This is a genomic window from Litorivivens sp., assembly GCF_041624475.1.
Lineage (GTDB): Bacteria > Pseudomonadota > Gammaproteobacteria > Pseudomonadales > Spongiibacteraceae > Litorivivens.
In genome coordinates, this window is record NZ_JBFJUX010000001.1 from 381,431 (window position 1) to 399,771 (window position 18,341).

Here is an 18,341-nt window from a genome sequence, read left to right on the forward strand (position 1 = left end):
TGTTTGCTTTGCACTATAACGGTGCATGTTCGCCCTTATATGGTGCGCTTTGCGATCCTGTTTGGTGCGCCCACTGCGAGCCAATGTGGCTGTGTCGCTGGTGTATACTAGCGTCTTTTCCTCTGCATATCCGCCAAGTCTGGGCTGCCATGAAGTTTATCGTCAAGTTTTTCCCCGAAATCACTATCAAAAGCCGTCCGGTTCGCAAGCAGTTCGTCAAACAACTGCATACCAACCTCAAGCGCCTGCTGCAGCCCCTGGACCCTGAAGTGCAGATACTGCGGGAGTGGGACAAGATGGTGGTGAGTACCGCGAGGCAGGAGCCGGAAACACTGGCGGCCTTCGTGGAGGTGCTCCGCAATACGCCGGGCATTGCCTACTTTATGGATGTAGCGGAATACCCCCTGGTGGATATCGATGATATCTATCAGAAGACTCTGGCGCTCTGGGGTGACAGGCTGGCGGGCAGGCGCTTCAGCGTGCGCTGCAAGCGCGGCGGCAAGCACGAATTTCAGTCGCTGGATGTGGAGCGCTATGTCGGCGGCGGTTTGAATCAGAACACAGACGCGGCGGGAGTGGATCTCAGTAATCCAGAGGTCGTTGTGCGAATAGAGGTGCGCGACGACAAGGTGTTTGTGGTTAACCAGCGCTACCCCGGCCTGGGCGGTTTTCCGCTCGGCAGTCTCGATCCGGTGCTGTCGCTGATCTCCGGGGGCTTTGATTCTCCGGTGGCCAGCTACCTGATGATGAAGCGCGGTCTGCGCACGCATTTCTGTTTTTTCAATCTGGGCGGCCGTGATCACGAGATCGGGGTCAAGGAAGTGGCCCTCTATTTGTGGATGAAGTACGGTGCCTCGCATCGCGTTAAATTCGTCACCGTGCCCTTTGAGGGGGTGGTGGGTGAGATTCTGAAGAATGTCGATAACTCGCAGATGGGCGTGGTGCTCAAGCGCATGATGCTGCGCGCTGCGGAAAAGGTCGCGGATGAATTAAATGTGCAGGCGCTGGTCACCGGTGAAGCGATTGCCCAGGTGTCGAGCCAGACCCTGACCAACCTGTCGGTCATTGACGCGGTAACCGACAAGCTTGTGCTGCGACCCCTGATTGCCGCCGATAAGGGCGACATTATTCGCACCGCGGCTGAAATCGGCACCGAAGAATTCGCGGCTAATATGCCGGAGTACTGCGGCGTGATTTCGGTCAAGCCAACCACCAAGGCGCGGCCGGAGCGCATTGCTGCCCAGGAGGCCAACTTCGATTTTGCGGTGCTGGAAGCCGCACTGGAGAGCGCGAGCTACACCACTATCGACCAGTTGGCCAACGAGGAGCTGGAGCGCATCGATGTGGAGGTGCTGCCGGTGCCGCTGCCGGATGCGATTGTGCTGGATGTTCGTCATCCGGACGAGGTTGAGCGCTCACCGCTGAAACTGGCTGGTGTCAAAGTGCAAAACATGCCGTTTTACGAGCTGCACAGTCAGGCATCGACTCTGAATAATGAAAAGACCTACCTCTTGTATTGCGACAAGGGCGTAATGAGTCGCCTGCATGCGGCCCATCTGGTGGAGCAGGGCTTTGCCAATATCAAGGTTTATCGCCCTGCCGGCTGACCGGAATTTTTTGGTACTAATTTACAATTCTTGAGAAGGAGTCCGCTAACCACGGGCTTATTTCGCAGGGCTATCCTCTCCATTCACTCTGCCTATTGGTGACGGTGATCACATTGGGATTCACTTGCTGCACCAACATTGTGCGCACGATGTTCTGGTAAACCCGAAACATAATAAGTTCAAACAAAAAAAGAAGAGGGAATCATTATGCGATACCTGTCCGCGTTGCGCGGAGTGGTTGGGGCGGCGCTGTTTTCAGTGGCCTCTCAATCCTTCGCTGCCGACTGTCTGATCTTCGTGCACGGCAAACAGACCGACACCAACACCTACACCAGTTACAGTGCCGCCAGAAATTACTGGGTTAACGGCAGTGACGATTTTATTAAAACCGCGACTAAAAATTTCACCACCGACTATTACGTGGTTGGCTACAACGGCACTCGACCCTACTGGGAATCCCAGTCTGCCGGTGAGGTCGCCAACGAAATTGTAGCCGCCACCAACGGTACGCCTGATGCGGGCGGCAATGGCTGTAGTAAAACTTACGCGCAGGGCGGCACCTTCTGGATTGTGGCGCACAGCATGGGTAGCACCATCACCGATTACATCCTCGGCAACAATGACCCCTCTGACCCGAACTACAACTACAACGGTCCCTACGATACCGTGGCTCAGCGCGTCAGTCTGGCCATGACCCTTGGTGGTGCCCACCGGGGCTCCGAGGGTGCCGATGCGGTTTGTGGTCAGTCCAGCGGCGGCTGTAACTGGTTTGCGGGCTGGATTCAGGATTGTGACGATGCCACCTACTGGCTGCGCAGTTCTAACGATGTGCAAGTGCGCACCTACTCCAGCGCGCCCGCCAAAAACATATACCTGACCGGTGGCTACGAAGCGATCTTCGGTGCCAGTGCCTGCCTGACCGGTGAAGACGACGGCGTGGTGCAATATGCATCCATTTTTGCCTGCGACGGCAGCGCCAGCGCCAGCTACAACAATAGCAATGCGTGCGGCAACAGCTACAAGCAGGAAGTATCGGGTTTCCGCAATCTCGATGGTTCTCACGAAAACCACGGCGATGAGCGAGATGACAGCGACTCCGATACCCGTCGTCAGATCCCCGACGGTATCTGGACCTGCAGTGGCAGCCCCTGCTCGCCCAATACGGTGGTGCAGAGCTCCATGACCAGCGCCAAATTCATCAGCATTCTGTACTGATTCACTGCAAAGGAGACGTAAAATGAATAAGTTTTCAAAAATTGCAGTGCTGTCCGTGCTGCCCTTCATATCTTCGGTGGCCAGTGCCGCTGATGCGCCCAAGCTGGGGCAGCAGGCAGCTGCGGAATATCTGACCCTGTCCAAGTATCCCGAGTGGACACTGCCCGTGCCAGCCGGTGCCCCTAACCCGATTTTGTCCGAGCGCGAGCCCGATGTGGTGACTCGGCCCGGCCCGAACGGCGCAGGCCCGGCGCTGTCGGTGTGGGCGGGTGAGATTCGCTATCAGCGCGGAGACACTGTCGAATTGTTTGCTCAGCTGGAAAATCGTGCGAGCAACGATGCGGATATTCTGACCACGCCTTCAGCAAATGCAAAAGGCCCCTGGGCGGTAAGCGGCGAAGTGGTTAATCAGAGCGGCGATACCTTGGCTAGCCTGACTTTTGCAGACGACGGCAAGGGTTCTGACGAAACCGCCGGTGACGGTATTTACTCGGCGTCCTATACGCTGGGTGAGATCGGTCAGCCGGCGGTGGGTCAGGCTACCAGCCTGGGCTTTCGGGTAACGGCGGAAAACGATGCACAGGAACAGCGTATCGCCATGAACGGTTTCCAGTACAGCCACCCGGCAGCCACGTTGACGGGTAAGTTCACGGACCGCATTGTTGATGGCAACCTGGTGATCGCTGCGCAGGTGGATGTGGTAAAAGCCGGGCGTGTGCATCTGTCGGGCGTTATTAACAATCCGCTGGGTGAGTCGCTGGTGATAGCGCAGACCTCCGCGGTGCTGGGCGAGGGTGAGCAGTGGATTGAGCTGCCAGTTTATGGCTTGCCGCTGCGTGAAGCCGGTGTGGCGGGAGCGCTCTCCTTGGGAGCCGTTACCCTGACGACCACACACGGAATGCCAAATGCTCTGGGTGAAGTCTTGGTGGATGCGCATTCGACGAAGGCGGTCTTGCCTACGGCGTTTACGGATAAGCCGTTTGGACGCGAGGCTTTGCTGGAGGCTGCGGCAAGGTTGAATGCCATAGCGCAGTAAGTTCTAAACTTTTGCTGAATAGGCTCCCGTTTGGGGGCCTTTTTTTTGTTTATGGGTTCTACAGAGCGATGTTGGTGGTTCTCAATAAGTCACGTCTATAGTCAACGAAACCACTGCAGTGCTAGCGGAATAAACACAGCGCTGTAGCTGCCGGTCAGGCAGAGGGCGAGGCTGGAAAAGGCGCCGGCGACGGGGCTGCGCTCGAAAGCGCGGGCGGTGCCGATGGCGTGCGCGCTTAAGCCCAGACAAAAGCCCCAGATGCGGTCGTCGTCAATGCGACACAGCTTCATCGTTAGGTTGACGAACACGATACCGACGATGCCGGTGAGAATGACGGCGCTGGCGGTGATGGTGGCCAGCCCTCCCACGCTTTCGCTGATACCGATGGCAATGGGCGTGGTGACGGATTTTGCGCTCAGCGACAGCAATGTCGTTTCACTGCCACCGAGATACCAGGCGATGGCGACCGCAGACAGGCAGGCGAAGGCGGCGCCGGCTATCAGGGTGAGCAGCAATGGCCCGGCCATTTTGCGGATCAGGTGCCATTGCTGATAGAGCGGGATGGCAAGCGCGACGGTGGCGGGGCCTAGCCAGAAGGTCAGCCAGTAGGCGGCGTCGCTGAAGCGGTGGTAGTCAATGTCGAGCAGGACAAGCAGTGCGGCGACGAGCAGGGCGCCGCTGATGGTCGGGTGAAGCCACACCAGTCGGTTACTTTTTTCGTAGAGCCACAGCGCAAGCTGGTAGGCAGCGAGTACGGCAGTAATTGCAAACAGCGGTGAGGTAAGAAGCTCAGTCATGCTGCCTCACCATCAACTTCATCAGTAAGGCGCAGAAAACGAGTGTCAGTATCGTGCCTGCCACAATGGCACCGGCAAAGGCGAGCCATTGGTCGTTAAAATTTTCGCCGAGAAAGAAAATGCCGGCGGACGGTAAAATCAGTAGCAGGGGTAAAAAACCGATCAGGGTTTTGCTGGACTGTTCCAGCTCGCCGGAGAGCTGGCCGCGAATCAGCAATGTTATAAAAAGCAGCAGCAGTCCAACCACTGCGCCGGGAATAAACAGGCCGGTCAGCTGCACAATGGCCTCACCGAGCAGGTGAAACAGCAGCAGGGTGATCAGGCCGGAGAGTTTCATCGCGCGCGCAGGGAAGCCAGTGCGGTAAGGGTAAGAATCACAAACCAGATCAGTGACCAGGTCGGCATGCTTTGACCGAGAAAGGTCCACTGCACTTCGGCGCAGTTGCCGTCGCCCATCATCAGCGTGGTGAAGGCTTCACTCAATGGCAGGGTGTCGAGAATGTATTCTAGGCTCGGGCCGCAGGCCGGCACCTGATCTTCCGGCAGGTGCTGCAGCCAGACCTGGCGTCCGGCGACGCCGGCCCCGAGGGCGCTGGCCAGCGTCATCAGGCCAACGTAAATGCGGCGTCCGGTGGTGGCTGGATTATGCAGGGCGGCTAGCAGGGCAATAACGCCGGTACAGGCGAAGAAAAAACGCTGGGTCATACACAGGGCGCAGGGGATCAGCCCCTGGAAATGTTCGGTGTAGAGGGCGTAGCCCAGCAGGCCGGCGCAGGCCAGGGCGATAAAAAAGTAAAGCTGTCGGGCGCTGAAAGGCATTGTTTATCCCCGTCGCACAGTATCCATCAGTTCGGGATAAAGGCGCATAAAGTGTTGTTCTATAGCGGGCAAGTTGTCCGCCAGTATCTCGGCGCTGTGTTCGAGCGGGTTGCTGCGCTGCAGGCGCAGGCCGATGCGCGCCAGCATGTTGGTCACAGTCTGCCAGTGATGCATGCTACCCAGCACATCATAGCGTTGCAGGCGCTGGGCTTGCTGCTTTGCTTTGGGTGGCAATATCCCGGTTGAGTCAGTCAGTGTGGCGTAAACCTGCCCGGTAAAGTCCGGCAGCGGCTGTGTGCAAAAGTTCCCCCACTGCCGACTGAGGCAATAGTCGAAACAGACGTCCAGCATAATGCCGCCATAGCGCCGATAGTCTGCCGGAAGCTGTTCCAGCAGTGCAATGACTTCCGGGTGGCTATCGGTCAGGGCGTCTATGCGGCGATGCAGGGCGATGCCCGCTTCCAAGCCGTTTCGCCATTCGCCGCGCAATGGACCTTTTACAAAATCGCCGAGCAGGGCGCCGACCAGCAGCTCGTGTTCCGGGTGTTCGCTGGTTTCAGCGACGACGGCGGCCAAATGAAAATGGGCCAGATAGTTCACAGCGCCTCGTACTGGTCGTAGTAATTACTCAGATACTCATCGAAGCTGAGTGTGTCGCTCTGTTCTATTGCGCGCTGGTCTTCCACTGACGCGGCGCTGATGCGGGCGGCATCAGCACACTGCTGCTGGCTGAGTGCGGGTTCGGCAAAATAGGCCCGGTGCGCCTCGGCTTGTTCCATCATATAGGCGTAGTAGGACAGATTGCGGCTGCGCAAGGTATCCAGCATTTTTGCTGAGGGCGTACTGTCCGGCTGAGCAAGGCTTTTCCGCCAGTCGGCCAGCACCTGACGATAGTCAGAGCCCGTTTTATTCGAGATGCCCTTGTCGAAGGCGTTGGCGACCGTTTCCATGTCGTCAAAAATCTGTGCAGCCCAATCGTTGAGGGATATCGTCTCGCCGTTATTTTGCAGTGTCAGGCCCGGCTCACGGCCCCGTTCGACCACGCGCAGCAGGTTGGCGCCGATTTCGGTGTAGACCTGATCGTTGCAGGCGGGGCTGTCGCTGAGCAGGCAGTGCATCAGAAATACATCGAGGAACTGAATCTGCTCTCGGGTAATGCCGAAGGGGCTGTCCGGGTTTACATCCACACAGCGCACTTCGATGTACTCCACGCCGCCACGCTTGAGCGCGCCCAGCGGAATTTCACCTGACTCGGTAACCCGTTTGGGGCGAATGGGGCTGTAAAACTCGTTTTCAATCTGCAGCAGGCCGCCGGACAGTTGCTCGCTGCTGGGTATGCGGGCGTAGTCCGGGTGGGGTGTGCGAATGGCCTGCTTGAGCGTTTCGATATAGTTGTCTAGCGAGTTATAGCAAATGCGCAGTGAGCTCTGTGCCGCGCTCTGATAACCGAAGTCACCCATGCGCAGCGAGGTGCCGTAGGGATGATAGAGCGTGCCGCCATTGAGGGATTCAAGCTGGTGCTCCTTGCCGTCGAGAAAGCAGCGGCACACCGCCGGCGCGGCGCCAAACAAGTAGATCAGTAGCCAGGACAGGCGCCGAAAATTGCGAATCAGGCCAAAGTAGCGCTCGGTGATGAAATCCTGTGTCACTTCCTGGCCGTTGGCGTCAGCCAGCCACTGCCACAGCTCGTCAGGTACGGAAAAGTTGTAGTGAATGCCGGAGATGGTTTGCATGCGCCGCCCGTATCGCTGCCCCAGACCCAGTCGATACAGGGTTTTCATGCGCGCTACGTTGGAGCTGCCGTAGAGGGCCACCGGAATCTCGTCGTCGGGGCCCAGCAGACAGGGCATGCTGCCCGGCCACAGCATTTCGTCGCCCAGGTTGGCATAGGTCCAGCGGTGAATGCTGTCGAGCTGATTGAGGGTGGCGTCGATATCCGTGCTGACCGGGGTGATGAATTCCAGCAGAGCTTCAGAGAAATCGGTGGTGATCTCCGGGTGGGTAAGGGCCGAACCCAGTGCCGCCGGGTGCGGTGTCTTCGCCAGCTCACCGTCGGCATTGATGCGCAGGCTTTCCTTTTCAATGCCGCGTCGGATTCGACTCAGTGTGGTGGCATTGGCGTTCAATGCGGCCAGTATCTCTGGTGCTGTGCGGGTCAATGCAATGTCCTCGATGACGCGGCAGGCAAGTGTAATCGTCGCTTATCGGCGGGACAAGTTGCAAATCGGCAGAGCTTTTGTGCGGCGCGCTGCACTCAAAAGTTTGCTAGGGTAAGCCCTCGTTATTTTTAACCTGCAATTCAGCCGGAGGCGCGAACGCATGAGTGACCAGCCAAGTTATGTCCCCCCCCGTGTATGGACCTGGGATACCGAAAGCGGTGGCGCCTTCGCCAGCATCAATCGGCCAATCGCCGGACCAACCCACGACAAGGAGCTGCCGGTGGGCGAGCACCCACTGCAACTGTACTCGCTGGGCACACCCAACGGCGTCAAGGTCACCATCATGCTGGAAGAGCTGTTGGCACAGGGGCATGCGGGCGCGGAGTACGATGCCTGGCTGATCAATATTCTCGAGGGTGATCAGTTCGGCAGCGGCTTTACCGCTATTAATCCCAATTCAAAGATTCCGGCGCTGGAAGATCGCAGTGGCGCCGAGCCGGTAAGGGTGTTCGAGTCCGGCGCGATCCTGATGTACCTGGCGGAGAAGTTTGATGCCTTTTTGCCAGACTCACTGCCCCTGCGATCGGAGACACTGTCCTGGCTTTTCTGGCAGATGGGTTCAACACCCTTTCTCGGCGGTGGTTTTGGCCACTTTTACGCCTATGCGCCCGAGAAAATGGAGTATCCCATCAACCGCTTTGCCATGGAGGTCAAACGGCAGCTGGACGTGCTGGATCGGAATCTGGCGGAGCGTCCCTATCTGGCGGGCGAAGAGTACACCATCGCCGATATGGCAACCTACCCCTGGTACGGTGGGCTGGTGGAGGGCAAGCTCTACGAGGCGGGCGAATTTCTCGACGTTGAGTCCTATACCCATGTGCGACGCTGGTCAGCGGAGATTGGCGAGCGGCCGGCAGTCAAGCGCGGTCGCCGGGTAAACCGGGTTTGGGGTGATGAAGACCGGCAGGCAAAAGAACGCCACAGTGCGGCGGATCTGGATTGATGTGCGCAGGTGAATAAATGGTCATGGCGAGCGTCGGGAAATTCCCAATAATGCCGTGAGTGCTACTGCGCCGACAAAACAAAAACGCGTCTGTTAAACGGCTGGTCTTTTAAACAGAACGCGCCTATGGGATGAAATAATGCAACTCAGCGATATCGATATTTATAACCCCGATAACTATGTGGCGGCCGTGCCCCATGATCAGTTCAAACGGCTGCGCGATGAAGCGCCGGTGTACTGGCATGAACACCCGGATGGCGGCGGCTACTGGGTGATCAGCCGCTACGAGGATGTGCGCGCGGTCTCCCGCGATCACGCAACGTTTTCCGCCCAGCGCGGTTTTGTGATGGTGGACGAATTGCCGCCGGAGATTCTCCCTATGGCCCAGGGGCAGTTGCTGGGGATGGATCCGCCCAACCACGGGCCCATACGGCGGGCGGTGATAGAGCGCTTTACCTCAAAAATGCTTGCTCAGATGGAACCGATGGTGCGCGAAATTGCCCGCGAATCGCTGCTGGGCGCGCGTGAATTGTCCAAAGAGCAGGGCGAATGCAATTTCGTGTTTGATGCGGCGGGCAACCTGCCGACCGCGGTGATCTGCAGCCTGATGGGGGTGCCGAAGGATATGTGGGGGCAGATCCGTCACTGGTCCGACATGCAGACCTCGGCCGGTGATCCGGATCTGGGTGCCACGCCGGAAGAAACCCAGCAGATCAGCATGGAAATGGGCATGTACGGCTATCAGCTGGCCACCGAACGTCAGAACAGTGATGCTGACGATCTGATTTCACTGCTGATTAACGTCGAGGTAGATGGTCACAAGGTGACGGCGGAAGAATTTGCCTCGCTGTTTATCCAGATTACCGTGGCGGGCAATGAAACCACCCGCTCAATGATTGCCAGCGGTATGTACGAACTGCTCAAGCGCCCGGAGCTTTATCGCAAGCTGGAGGACAATCCGGAGCTGCTGCCCGGTGCGGTGGAGGAAATGCTGCGGTGGTCCACGCCCCTGCACTACTTTCGGCGCACGGCCACTCGCGATACCGAACTGCGCGGTCAGCAGATAAAGGAAAATGACCGGGTGGTGATGCTGTATTCCTCAGCCAATTTTGATGAGCGAGTGTTCGATAATCCGCTGGAGTTCAATATCGAGCGCAGCCCGAACCCGCATCTGGCCTTTGGCCACGGCATTCATCTGTGTCTGGGGGCGAACCTGGCACGTCTGGAGGCGAAAATTTTCTTTGAGGAGTTCTTCAAGCTGTTCGCGGGGGCAGAGTTGAGCGGTGAACCAAAGCGTATCCGCTCGAATCTTGTCAACGGCTTCAAGTTCCTGCCGGTCAAATTGCAGGCCCGTTAACCGACCTCTTGCAGTGGCTTGGCCCCGGCTTCCGGCAGGCCGAGCTTCTTGCGGATCTTTTCTGCCCACTGTTTCTGGGCCGTTTCGCGGGAGGGGTAGAGCTCGATGCCGGTAAGGTATTCCGCTCCTTCCTGGCGCGACCACTTCACCTCGCCGACCAGGGTCAGCGGGTATTCTTCGCCGTTGTCGACAAAGACGCGCAGGATGCGGTTGGGCTCCAGGGCCTCGCGGGTTGCAATCTGCATGCCCTTGGCAGAGATATCCAGAGTTCGCGCCAGCGCCAGTTTGGCAGGGGAGAGCGAACCGGGCTGTGCCGCCTCGGTTTCTACAAAAACCAGCGATTCGTCATTGATTCGCGCGTCCTGTCGCCGTTCAGAATCCATAATTATTTCCGCCCCGGATCGCGTTGCAAGCCGTTAACTATAACTTAGAAAAAGCCGGGTGTGAACTTATCCGGCTTTGGAGGGCTGGCTGTGATTTAGGGTGGTTGAGTGGCGAAGGGTGGTCGTTACAGATGTATTGAGGCGGCCGCACCGGCTGCCATTGTGGCCGGCTGCCGAGCTGCCTCAGTTTATCTGGAGCCCGCTCCGGGTGCGGTTCAGCAGCAATTTGCTTAAGCGGTTTTGCCAGAGGAGATAATCCGTCCCGAGCCGGTCTTCCAGATGCAGGCCAAAGAGGTAGTGACCGGATCCGTCAGGTACACGCCAGCGCACGTTGCCGAAGAGGGTCAAGTCATCGCCGGACTCAAGGTGAAAACGAAGGCGAAAGCGCTCAAAGTCTTCCAGGGGCGCATCGCACCGGATCATCAGCCCGTGCTTTGAGATATTGGTGATCTCGCAGGCTTCACGGCTGGCCAGGATTTTAAAGCCGCTGCCGTCCTGATAGATGTCCAGGCAATCGGCATCGCGCGTGGTGTAACGCGGTTCGCTGCGATTGTCCGATGTTTTGTGACCAGCACTTTCTGCCATTGTGTACGCTACAGTCTGCGGAGCTTACAGTTTAACTTGCGGCGCCGGGCCGTTAACCCGTACTTGTACTTAGGGAGTAGGGACGGGAGAGCATCACCGTAGAACCGTCAGCAAACGGTCCAGAAGCCGCTCGAGCTTGGCCAGAGAGGTGCACTCAGCGACAAAGTGGCAAGCGCTCTGGTAGCGGCGTATTTCCGAGTCGCCCGTATTCCAGTGCCCACGGGGCTCGGGGTTGAACCACAGCAAGTACTTACTTTTATTGTAGAGCTCGCGCAGCTCATTGAGGCCCGGGTCGGCGCTGTTGGCGCGGCCGTCACCCAGAATGATCAGGGTGGTGTTGCGGTCAATATTTGCGCCAAAATCGCTCACGAATTGCTTGAAGCTGTTGCCGTAGTCGCTGCTGCCCCGCCCCCATTTCTGGTTTACTATTTCAACCGCCTGCTCGGGCGGGTGGCGATCGAACAGCTCGGTCACCTCGTAAGTCTGGCTGGTGAATACAAAACTGCGAATGCGCGGCATGACATCGGTCAGGCTGTAGAGGAACAACAGCAGAAAGCGGGCATAGGTGGACACCGAGCCGCTGACGTCGCACAGCACGTAGAGCTTGGGTTGGTCTTTGCGTTTCTGCTTCCAGTAGGTGTGGAAGGGCACGCCGCCATAGGCCAGATTGCGGCGCAGGGTCTTGGCCATGTCGAGTTTGCCGCGCCGGTCTACCCGGCGGCGCTGGCGATGGCGGGTGGCGAGCTTCTTCGCCAGCGCCCGAATCAGGGTGGGCAGCTGTTTGAGATGGTAGCCTTCCAGCGCGGACAGTTTGGTGTTGCGCAGCATCTGCTGCTGGATGGCGCGGCCTGCGGCGTTGGCGTTGAGCAGCAGCTGATGCTCAACCGCATCCCGCGCCGCCATGTCCAGCTCGTGGCGCTGTTGTTCCAGCCATTCAATCGGGCCTTCCAGCTCATCGCTGTCGATGGCCTTCAGGGCCTCAATGGCCTTGTCGAACTGACCAGTGCCTGCGGCTTCGGCCAGCCGGCGCCGAAAAATACCTTTCTGGGTATTGAAGCGGATCGTTTCGAGACTCACGCCCTCGGCAGCTTCCTCGATGGCCATTGCCACAGCATCCGGAGTGCCTTCTATCGCGGCCTGTACCATCGGGGCGCTCAGTGCATTCTGCACCGCGGCCTCGCCCGCAACACTTTCCGGCAGTTCAAAACTCTGCGGGTGGCTGGATTCCTGCCCGCTCTGTTGCTGCTGGCTGTGGCGCTCGCCCTTGCTTAAAAAGTAGAGATCAAAACAACGGTGAAAGGTCGCTTTCTCGTCACGGGTTTTGGTCAGCGCTGCGGCCAGAGCATTGCGCAGCAGCTCCCGGTTGCTGTAACCAATCACATCGGCGGTGTGCAGGGCGTCCAGCGTTTCGCTGGTGGAGATGCGAACATCGTGCTGTCGCAGGGTATTGATAAAACCGAGCAGGGTCTGTTCCATCGGGCGCTACCTTTTCAGCAGCTCGCGGATTTCCGGCGTAACCAGCTGAATGTCTTCTTCAAATTTAAGAATGACATTCAAGGTGCTCTGTACCAGCTCCTGCGACAGGGAGGTGGCGTGCAGCAACAGCAGCGCTCTGGCCCAGTCCAGGGTTTCGCTCACGGCAGGGGCTTTTTTCAGATCCAGCTCGCGTACCTGCTGAATAAAGGCCACCAGTTGCTCGCTGAGTGATTCGGGAATGTCCGGCACCCGGGTCTGCACGATGCGGGTTTCCAGTGCGCGGCTGGGAAAATCGATGTACAGATGCAGGCAGCGGCGCTTGAGCGCGTCGCTGAGGTCGCGGGTGTTGTTGCTGGTCAGCACCACGATGGGTTTGGTGGTGGCCTGGATGGTGCCGATCTCGGGAATGGACACCTGAAAGTCGGACAGAATTTCCAGCAGCAATGACTCGAATTCGTAGTCGGCCTTGTCTATCTCGTCGATCAGGAGCACGGCGCCTTCTTTCTGGCGCAGGGCCTTGAGCAGGGGGCGGGGTTCCAGAAACTCGTCGGAATAGAAGATATCGCCGAAGCTTTTCAAGCGCTCGACGGATTCCGCTAGGCCCTTGGCGCCCTGCAGAATGTCGTGGAGCTGTTCTTTCAATACCTGGCTGTAGAGCAGCTGTTTGGAATACTTCCAGTCGTACAGTGCTTTGCTTTCATCCAGGCCTTCATAGCATTGCAGCCGCACCAGCGGCAGCATGCTGAAGGTGGCCGTGGCTTTGGCCAGCTCGGTTTTGCCGACCCCGGGTGGGCCTTCCACCAGAATGGGGCGTTGCAGTTGCTGGGCCAGAAAAACGGTGGTGGCGATCGCCTCGCTGGCAATATAGCCCGCGTCGGCAAAACCCTCGATAAGGGCCTTCACGGCCTGGCTGGCCGGAGAATCCTGCACGGTCGTGCTCCTTCTACTAAATCCTGTCGTTGAGGGGCTTACTGTTTACAGAGCTTTTCAAGCACGGCCCAGTGCTCGGGGTAGCGATTACGCATGCCCTCGGCATGGGCCATGTCGTGATCATCAAAGTCAAAGCCGGGGCTTACTGCTTCGGAGATCAGGCCGAAGTCGCCACAGAGTAATTGAGAGGCCTTCCAGAATCCACCGGGTACCGTGAGCTGGAGCTGTTGCCCTTCATCGAGCTTCGGCCCCAGCGTGATCTGCAGCAGTTTGCCTTCCGGGCTCAGCAGGGTGTAGCGCAGCGGGTCACCGGCCTGCCAATAGTGGATGATGTCGGAGCGGTTGCGGTGCAGATGGCCGATAGGCTGGTCGTCGGTGAGCAGGTAGAAAATGCTGCTCATCAGGCGCCGCCCCAGGTGCGTGTGCGAGCTCTCGTAGGTGCGGCGGTAATAGCCGCCCTCCGGGTGGGGCGCCAGCTGTAGTTTTTCGATAAGGCTGCGCTTATCCACCGGTCATATTCATAAAGCGGACGATCTGTGGTTCATCGTCGTTCAATTCGAAATAGTGCCGCTCGGGCTTGATGGCCATCGCGCCGCGAATGGTCTGCTGCAACCGTTCGGCGTCGCCCGGGTGCTGGTCGAGCACCTCTTTCAGGTCGACCGAATGCTCGTTGCCCAGGCACAGCAGCAGCCTGCCTTCCACGGTAACCCGAACGCGGTTGCAGAGGTGGCAGAAGTTGTGGCTGTGGGGAGAGATAAAGCCGACCCGGATAGGGCTGTCTACCATGCGGTAGTAGTCTGAGGGGCCGCCCGTGGATTCGTGGCTGTTGCTGAGCGGATAGCGGGTTTCGATGATCTCGCGCAGCTGGTCGCTGGAGCAGAAGCTCAGGGCGCGGCTGTGTTCGTCAATCAAGCCCAGCGGCATTTCTTCGATAAAAGAAATATCGACGCCCTTGCGGCGGGCGAAATCGACCAGATCCAGCACTTCGTCGTCATTGCGGCCTTTAAGAATGACCGCATTGAGTTTGATGCGCGAAAACCCCGCGTCGATGGCGGCGTCGATGCCGCGCAGCACCTTAGTCAGATCGCCGGTACGGGTGAGTTGGCGAAAGCGCTCTTCATTCAGGCTGTCGATGCTGATATTGACGCCGGTCAGGCCCGCAGCTTTCAGAGCTGGTGCGTATTTGTCCAGCTGGGCGCCATTGGTGGTGAGGTGAAGCTCCTTCAGGCCGTCAAGGGCGCCGAGGCGCTCCACCAGCGACAATACGTTATTGCGCACCAGCGGTTCGCCACCGGTCAGGCGGATTTTTTTGACGCCGAGATCGACAAAGGCCTTGCCCACATCAAACAGTTGTTCCAGAGAAAGAATCTGGTTGCGAGGCAGGAAGGTCATGTCTTCCGCCATACAGTATACGCAGCGAAAATCGCAGCGGTCGGTAACGGACAGCCGGACGTAGTCTATCTGGCGATCAAATCGATCAATTAGCGCGTGCGTAGTCATAATCCTTGAATACTACCATACCGGGTTAACGCTGCGGCTCCTGCGCTACCGCCAACAATGGCTCTGTCAGTGGCAGTTGGTCGGCGGGCACCGGCCTGCTGAACAGGTAGCCCTGAAAGTAATGGCAGCCCATGGCTTCCAGCTTTTGCCGCTGCTCGTCTTGCTCCACGCCTTCCGCCAGCACTTTCATGTCCAGTGAACGGCCAATGTCCAGCAGAACCTTGAGCAGATCGTCACCGCGAGCTGTGCCGACCTGATCGACAAAGGATTTGTCGATCTTGAGCGTATCGACCGGTAGCCGTCCGAGGTAGGACAGGGAAGAAAAACCGGTGCCGAAATCATCGATGGCGATGGTCACCCCGGCTTTTCGCAGCAGGGGTAGATCGACCAGCGCCGTATTGGCCTCCTCGATAATGCCGGATTCGGTCAGTTCCAGCGACAGGCTGGTGGGGGAAACGTCGAAGGCCCTGAGCGTGTCCAGTACGGACTGTGCGTAGCGGTAGGTCTGCAATTGCAAAGGGCTCACGTTGACAGAGACTCTGCCGATAAAGCTCCCGCGCTGCTGCCAACTTTTCAGGTCCCGGCAGGCCTGTTCCAGCACCCACTGGCCGATTGGTCTTATCAGGCCGCGCCGTTCTGCCAGCGGAATAAAGGTCGCCGGGGAAATCCAGCCGTGTTCAGGGTGCTGCCAGCGCAACAGGGCTTCGGCGCCAATCAGGTGGCCTGCACTGTCGACCTGTGGCTGGTAGTGCATTGTCAGCTGCCGGTCGGGCAAGGCCCTGTCAAGATCACGCTCCAGCGTCAGCCGGAAGCGGACCTCCTCGGCAAACTGGCGGTTGTAAGGCGCGATCTGGTTGCCGCCGCGGGAAACTGCCTGCTCGAGCGCCAGCTCGGCGTGATAAAGCGCGTCTTGCGCATTGCTCTCTTCCCGCAGCGGGACCAGCGCCATGCTGTAGGTCAGGTCCAATTTCTGCGGGCCGAGATAAAAGGGCCTGGTCAGCAGGTCAGAGGGGCTGAGTGACTCTGCGGAGTTATCAATATAGCGCTGAAGTTCGCGGGTCAGGACGGCAAACTGCGACTCGGAAATCCGGGCCGCGAGCTGGTCTGGCGCCTCTTTGTCCTGCAGGCGCTTGGCCACTTGCAGCAGCAGCTGGTCGCTGTGGGCTTCGCCGAAGGTTTGTTTCAACTCCCTGAAGTAATCAATCTGTATCAGCAGCAGTTGCCCGTCCGGATACTCTGTAGGGTACCACTCAAGCTGCTTTTTCAGGTTTCGGATATTGGCTAGTTTGGTCAGCTCGTCGTTGAGAGCCAGCATCCGCGCCTGTCGCTCTGCGGCGGTGCGCGAGGACATTTCCTGGCTTAGTGACTGGTTCTTCTCCACCAGTTCGGCCACGGTCTCTTCGTGGTCTCGGGCAAAAAGGATGGCCATTATTACGAACAGCCAGATAAAGGTAACGCCGCCTGGAAGTACGGGTACGCTCTGCAGGCCGAAAAAATAATGCAGTAGCTGGGAGATGCAGGAGTAGACCAGCAACAGCAAAAAGCTGCTGAACAGCTTTGCAGCCAGGGGATCGTGATGGCGCATGACGTTGACGCAGAAAAAGCACCAGGCTGCTCCGATAAGGCCAATCAGCTGAAAAACAGCCGACCCTGGCCGGTAATCAAAGCCATAGGGTATCGGTCCATCCGGACCCATTGGCCACAGGCGCGCGACGAAAAAACCAGCGTCCAGCGTCAGGCTGTACAAGCCGAGCAGGCCCGTAACGACGCAATAGAGCAGGATAAAGCGCAGTGCCAAGCCGCGGACGGGAATGTCGGCATAGCGCAGCATCAGCCAGCTAAGCGCTGCCAGATAAGCGAAAGCAGAGAGGCTCTGGAGACGAACACTGAGCTTTGCGGCTTCCAGGCTGGTGGCCATGGTGAAAATAGTGCTGCTGAGCAGAAAAGCACAGATGGCGACGCAGAGTGCCGCGTAGGCACCGTAGATATGCCGATTAGGGCCAAGCCTGCTCAGCCAGATTGACTGTATGGCGGTATACAGGGCGATAACGCTGGTAGAGAAGTACAGATACGGAAGAAACATTAGGGTATATAACGGCTTATCAGGCAATGTTTGATGTTTTAACAGAAGCGGGCTCCGTCCGACAGGGAATGTTGAGAAAAATCTGGATGCGACCTCTGGGCAGGCCTGTATTGATGGGCTCCATAGATTCCGCCGAACCATTGCCGAATGAATCAGTGCTGTCTTAAGCTGTCAGTCGCTAAATAAAAACACGCCCAATATGACTATTGCCGCCCTCGCCGCCTTGATTGTTATGGCCCAGCTAGCCCTGCTGGTGGCAATGCTGCTGATGATTGCCGAGCCCGCCATGCGCACCGCCAACCGCTTGCTGGCGCTGATTCTGCTGGTTATCGGCGGTAATCTGCTGCTTTTTTTCTGGAAGGAGACCGGCACCACACCGTTTCCTGGCTACTACCGCCGGGTGATATACACCGTGTGCTTTGCCATTGCGCCGCTGCTGCTGCTCTATACCCGGGCCATGGTGCAACCGGCTTTTCGCCTGTGCAGCCGCGACATGCTGCACTTTGTGCCGGTGGCCATTGTGCTGGGCTTGAGTTTGTCTCTGCTGCGCGACCCGGAAGCGGGGATGGCGATTGCCACAGACGACAGCCCTTATCTGGTCTGGCTGACCAGTGTGCTGACGGTGCTCGGCAGTGTTTGGGGGCTGGGCTATGTGCTGGCTAGTCTGCGAGAGGTGAAACACTATCAGCGCGGGCTGCGCGACCGCTTTGCCAGCCTGGAGGCGGTCAGCCTGCGCTGGCTGCGCCGGATCCTCTATCTGTTCGGCGCCATGAATCTGGTGCTCGCGCCTGTGGCCCTGCTGCGTGTGGAAGTGGGCGGCCAGTTGCACCCGGTGCTCTACGTCATCCTGCCAACCAGTATTATCCTGCTGAATTACGTGGCTATTGCCGGCTTTCGCCGCGCCCAGTTGTTTTATGCCCTGCCGGAATTGGCCTCCCTGCTCAATGAACAGCTGGATGCGGTCGAGCCGCCGGTTGACGAGCCCGACGCGGGCAGCCGCACCAAGTACGCTCGCTCGGGCCTGGACGAATCCGCCTGCCGGCAGTTGTGGGCTGAGGTCAGCCGCATTATGCGTGAGGACAAGCCCTACCTCGACGACAGCCTGCAGCTGGCAAAGCTGGCCAAGGCGGTGGGGATCAGCACCCAGGAGCTGTCACAGGTGCTTAGCACCTGCGCCGGGCAGAATTTCTACGACTACGTGAACGGTTACCGGGTGCGCGAAGTACAGGCGCTGATGGCGGATCCGGCTTACCGCGAAGCCTCGCTGCTGCATCTGGCGGAGGAGGCGGGTTTTCGCAGCAAATCCACCTTCAATAAATACTTCAAAGCCAGTGTCGGGATGACGCCGGGCGAATATCGCGCCCGCCTTGAGACCCCGAAAACAGCCTGAA

The 18,341-nt window shown here is 58.3% G+C and carries 18 protein-coding genes; 6 read left to right on the plus strand and 12 right to left on the minus strand.

Annotated features, from left to right (window positions below):
* The first annotated feature begins 149 nt into the window (after positions 1 to 149).
* The 3 genes from thiI (at position 150) to ABY734_RS01720 (ending at position 3,858) form a co-directional block, all read left to right on the plus strand.
* Complete coding sequence (thiI, locus tag ABY734_RS01710) at positions 150 to 1,607, plus strand: tRNA uracil 4-sulfurtransferase ThiI (RefSeq protein ID WP_372777227.1); 1,458 nt, start codon at positions 150 to 152, stop codon at positions 1,605 to 1,607.
* Between the two features lie 207 nt (positions 1,608 to 1,814).
* Complete coding sequence (locus ABY734_RS01715; RefSeq protein ID WP_372777228.1) at positions 1,815 to 2,822, plus strand: hypothetical protein; 1,008 nt, start codon at positions 1,815 to 1,817, stop codon at positions 2,820 to 2,822.
* Between the two features lie 22 nt (positions 2,823 to 2,844).
* Positions 2,845 to 3,858, plus strand: coding sequence for a choice-of-anchor X domain-containing protein (locus tag ABY734_RS01720; RefSeq protein ID WP_372777229.1), 1,014 nt, complete (start codon positions 2,845 to 2,847; stop codon positions 3,856 to 3,858).
* Positions 3,859 to 3,959: 101 nt separating this feature from the next.
* Here ABY734_RS01720 and ABY734_RS01725 read toward each other — a convergent pair whose 3' ends face one another.
* Genes ABY734_RS01725 through gshA form a run of 5 tightly spaced genes read right to left on the minus strand, consistent with a single transcriptional unit; the run spans position 3,960 to position 7,633 of the window.
* The gene (locus ABY734_RS01725; protein WP_372777230.1) at positions 3,960 to 4,655 is read right to left on the minus strand and encodes an LrgB family protein; all 696 of its coding nucleotides are present in this window, start codon (positions 4,653 to 4,655) and stop codon (positions 3,960 to 3,962) included.
* Positions 4,648 to 4,992, minus strand: coding sequence for a CidA/LrgA family protein (locus ABY734_RS01730; RefSeq protein WP_372777231.1), 345 nt, complete (start codon positions 4,990 to 4,992; stop codon positions 4,648 to 4,650). The genes ABY734_RS01725 and ABY734_RS01730 overlap by 8 nt, the downstream gene beginning before the upstream one ends.
* Complete coding sequence (locus tag ABY734_RS01735) at positions 4,989 to 5,474, minus strand: disulfide bond formation protein B (protein WP_372777232.1); 486 nt, start codon at positions 5,472 to 5,474, stop codon at positions 4,989 to 4,991. The genes ABY734_RS01730 and ABY734_RS01735 overlap by 4 nt, the downstream gene beginning before the upstream one ends.
* Before the next feature lie 3 nt (positions 5,475 to 5,477).
* Complete coding sequence (locus ABY734_RS01740) at positions 5,478 to 6,074, minus strand: ACP phosphodiesterase (protein WP_372777233.1); 597 nt, start codon at positions 6,072 to 6,074, stop codon at positions 5,478 to 5,480.
* The gene (gene gshA / locus ABY734_RS01745; RefSeq protein WP_372777234.1) at positions 6,071 to 7,633 is read right to left on the minus strand and encodes a glutamate--cysteine ligase; all 1,563 of its coding nucleotides are present in this window, start codon (positions 7,631 to 7,633) and stop codon (positions 6,071 to 6,073) included. Before gshA ends, ABY734_RS01740 begins: the two co-directional genes overlap by 4 nt.
* A 160-nt stretch (positions 7,634 to 7,793) precedes the next feature.
* Here gshA and yghU point away from each other — a divergent pair, with 160 nt between their 5' ends.
* Both yghU and ABY734_RS01755 read left to right on the plus strand, forming a co-directional pair.
* Complete coding sequence (gene yghU, locus ABY734_RS01750) at positions 7,794 to 8,636, plus strand: glutathione-dependent disulfide-bond oxidoreductase (protein WP_372777235.1); 843 nt, start codon at positions 7,794 to 7,796, stop codon at positions 8,634 to 8,636.
* A gap of 139 nt (positions 8,637 to 8,775) precedes the next feature.
* Positions 8,776 to 9,993 carry a cytochrome P450 gene (locus ABY734_RS01755; protein ID WP_372777236.1) on the plus strand — a complete coding sequence of 406 codons (1,218 nt, stop codon included), beginning with the start codon at positions 8,776 to 8,778 and terminating at the stop codon, positions 9,991 to 9,993.
* Here ABY734_RS01755 and ABY734_RS01760 read toward each other — a convergent pair.
* The 7 genes from ABY734_RS01760 to ABY734_RS01790 form a co-directional block, all read right to left on the minus strand.
* Positions 9,990 to 10,376 carry a PilZ domain-containing protein gene (locus tag ABY734_RS01760; RefSeq protein WP_372777237.1) on the minus strand — a complete coding sequence of 129 codons (387 nt, stop codon included), beginning with the start codon at positions 10,374 to 10,376 and terminating at the stop codon, positions 9,990 to 9,992. The genes ABY734_RS01755 and ABY734_RS01760 overlap by 4 nt on opposite strands.
* Before the next feature lie 183 nt (positions 10,377 to 10,559).
* On the minus strand, positions 10,560 to 10,961 hold the full coding sequence (locus tag ABY734_RS01765; protein ID WP_372777238.1) for a PilZ domain-containing protein: 402 nt from the start codon (positions 10,959 to 10,961) through the stop codon (positions 10,560 to 10,562).
* Positions 10,962 to 11,054: 93 nt separating this feature from the next.
* On the minus strand, positions 11,055 to 12,437 hold the full coding sequence (locus ABY734_RS01770) for a VWA domain-containing protein (RefSeq protein ID WP_372777239.1): 1,383 nt from the start codon (positions 12,435 to 12,437) through the stop codon (positions 11,055 to 11,057).
* A gap of 6 nt (positions 12,438 to 12,443) precedes the next feature.
* Entirely contained in the window at positions 12,444 to 13,367 is a 924-nt protein-coding gene (locus ABY734_RS01775; RefSeq protein WP_372777240.1) for an AAA family ATPase, read from the minus strand.
* 38 nt (positions 13,368 to 13,405) lie between these two features.
* On the minus strand, positions 13,406 to 13,876 hold the full coding sequence (locus tag ABY734_RS01780) for a cupin domain-containing protein (RefSeq protein ID WP_372777241.1): 471 nt from the start codon (positions 13,874 to 13,876) through the stop codon (positions 13,406 to 13,408).
* Complete coding sequence (gene moaA, locus ABY734_RS01785; RefSeq protein ID WP_372777242.1) at positions 13,869 to 14,867, minus strand: GTP 3',8-cyclase MoaA; 999 nt, start codon at positions 14,865 to 14,867, stop codon at positions 13,869 to 13,871. The genes ABY734_RS01780 and moaA overlap by 8 nt, the downstream gene beginning before the upstream one ends.
* A 25-nt stretch (positions 14,868 to 14,892) precedes the next feature.
* Positions 14,893 to 16,950: a putative bifunctional diguanylate cyclase/phosphodiesterase gene (locus ABY734_RS01790; RefSeq protein ID WP_372777243.1), complete on the minus strand. Its 2,058-nt coding sequence runs from the start codon at positions 16,948 to 16,950 to the stop codon at positions 14,893 to 14,895.
* Positions 16,951 to 17,149: 199 nt separating this feature from the next.
* Here ABY734_RS01790 and ABY734_RS01795 point away from each other — a divergent pair, with 199 nt between their 5' ends.
* Complete coding sequence (locus tag ABY734_RS01795; RefSeq protein ID WP_372777244.1) at positions 17,150 to 18,340, plus strand: helix-turn-helix domain-containing protein; 1,191 nt, start codon at positions 17,150 to 17,152, stop codon at positions 18,338 to 18,340.
* Position 18,341: the final 1 nt, after the last annotated feature.

Bases quoted from the DNA above. Each gene is read 5' to 3' on its own strand.
- ABY734_RS01790 (WP_372777243.1), bottom strand. From the start codon at position 16,950: ATGTTTCTTCCGTATCTGTACTTCTCTACCAGCGTTATCGCCCTGTAT.
- ABY734_RS01755 (WP_372777236.1), top strand. From the start codon at position 8,776: ATGCAACTCAGCGATATCGATATTTATAACCCCGATAACTATGTGGCG.
- ABY734_RS01765 (WP_372777238.1), bottom strand. From the start codon at position 10,961: ATGGCAGAAAGTGCTGGTCACAAAACATCGGACAATCGCAGCGAACCG.
- ABY734_RS01795 (WP_372777244.1), top strand. From the start codon at position 17,150: ATGACTATTGCCGCCCTCGCCGCCTTGATTGTTATGGCCCAGCTAGCC.
- ABY734_RS01735 (WP_372777232.1), bottom strand. From the start codon at position 5,474: ATGCCTTTCAGCGCCCGACAGCTTTACTTTTTTATCGCCCTGGCCTGC.
- ABY734_RS01760 (WP_372777237.1), bottom strand. From the start codon at position 10,376: ATGGATTCTGAACGGCGACAGGACGCGCGAATCAATGACGAATCGCTG.
- thiI (WP_372777227.1), top strand. From the start codon at position 150: ATGAAGTTTATCGTCAAGTTTTTCCCCGAAATCACTATCAAAAGCCGT.
- yghU (WP_372777235.1), top strand. From the start codon at position 7,794: ATGAGTGACCAGCCAAGTTATGTCCCCCCCCGTGTATGGACCTGGGAT.
- ABY734_RS01720 (WP_372777229.1), top strand. From the start codon at position 2,845: ATGAATAAGTTTTCAAAAATTGCAGTGCTGTCCGTGCTGCCCTTCATA.
- ABY734_RS01725 (WP_372777230.1), bottom strand. From the start codon at position 4,655: ATGACTGAGCTTCTTACCTCACCGCTGTTTGCAATTACTGCCGTACTC.
- moaA (WP_372777242.1), bottom strand. From the start codon at position 14,867: ATGACTACGCACGCGCTAATTGATCGATTTGATCGCCAGATAGACTAC.
- ABY734_RS01770 (WP_372777239.1), bottom strand. From the start codon at position 12,437: ATGGAACAGACCCTGCTCGGTTTTATCAATACCCTGCGACAGCACGAT.
- ABY734_RS01715 (WP_372777228.1), top strand. From the start codon at position 1,815: ATGCGATACCTGTCCGCGTTGCGCGGAGTGGTTGGGGCGGCGCTGTTT.
- ABY734_RS01730 (WP_372777231.1), bottom strand. From the start codon at position 4,992: ATGAAACTCTCCGGCCTGATCACCCTGCTGCTGTTTCACCTGCTCGGT.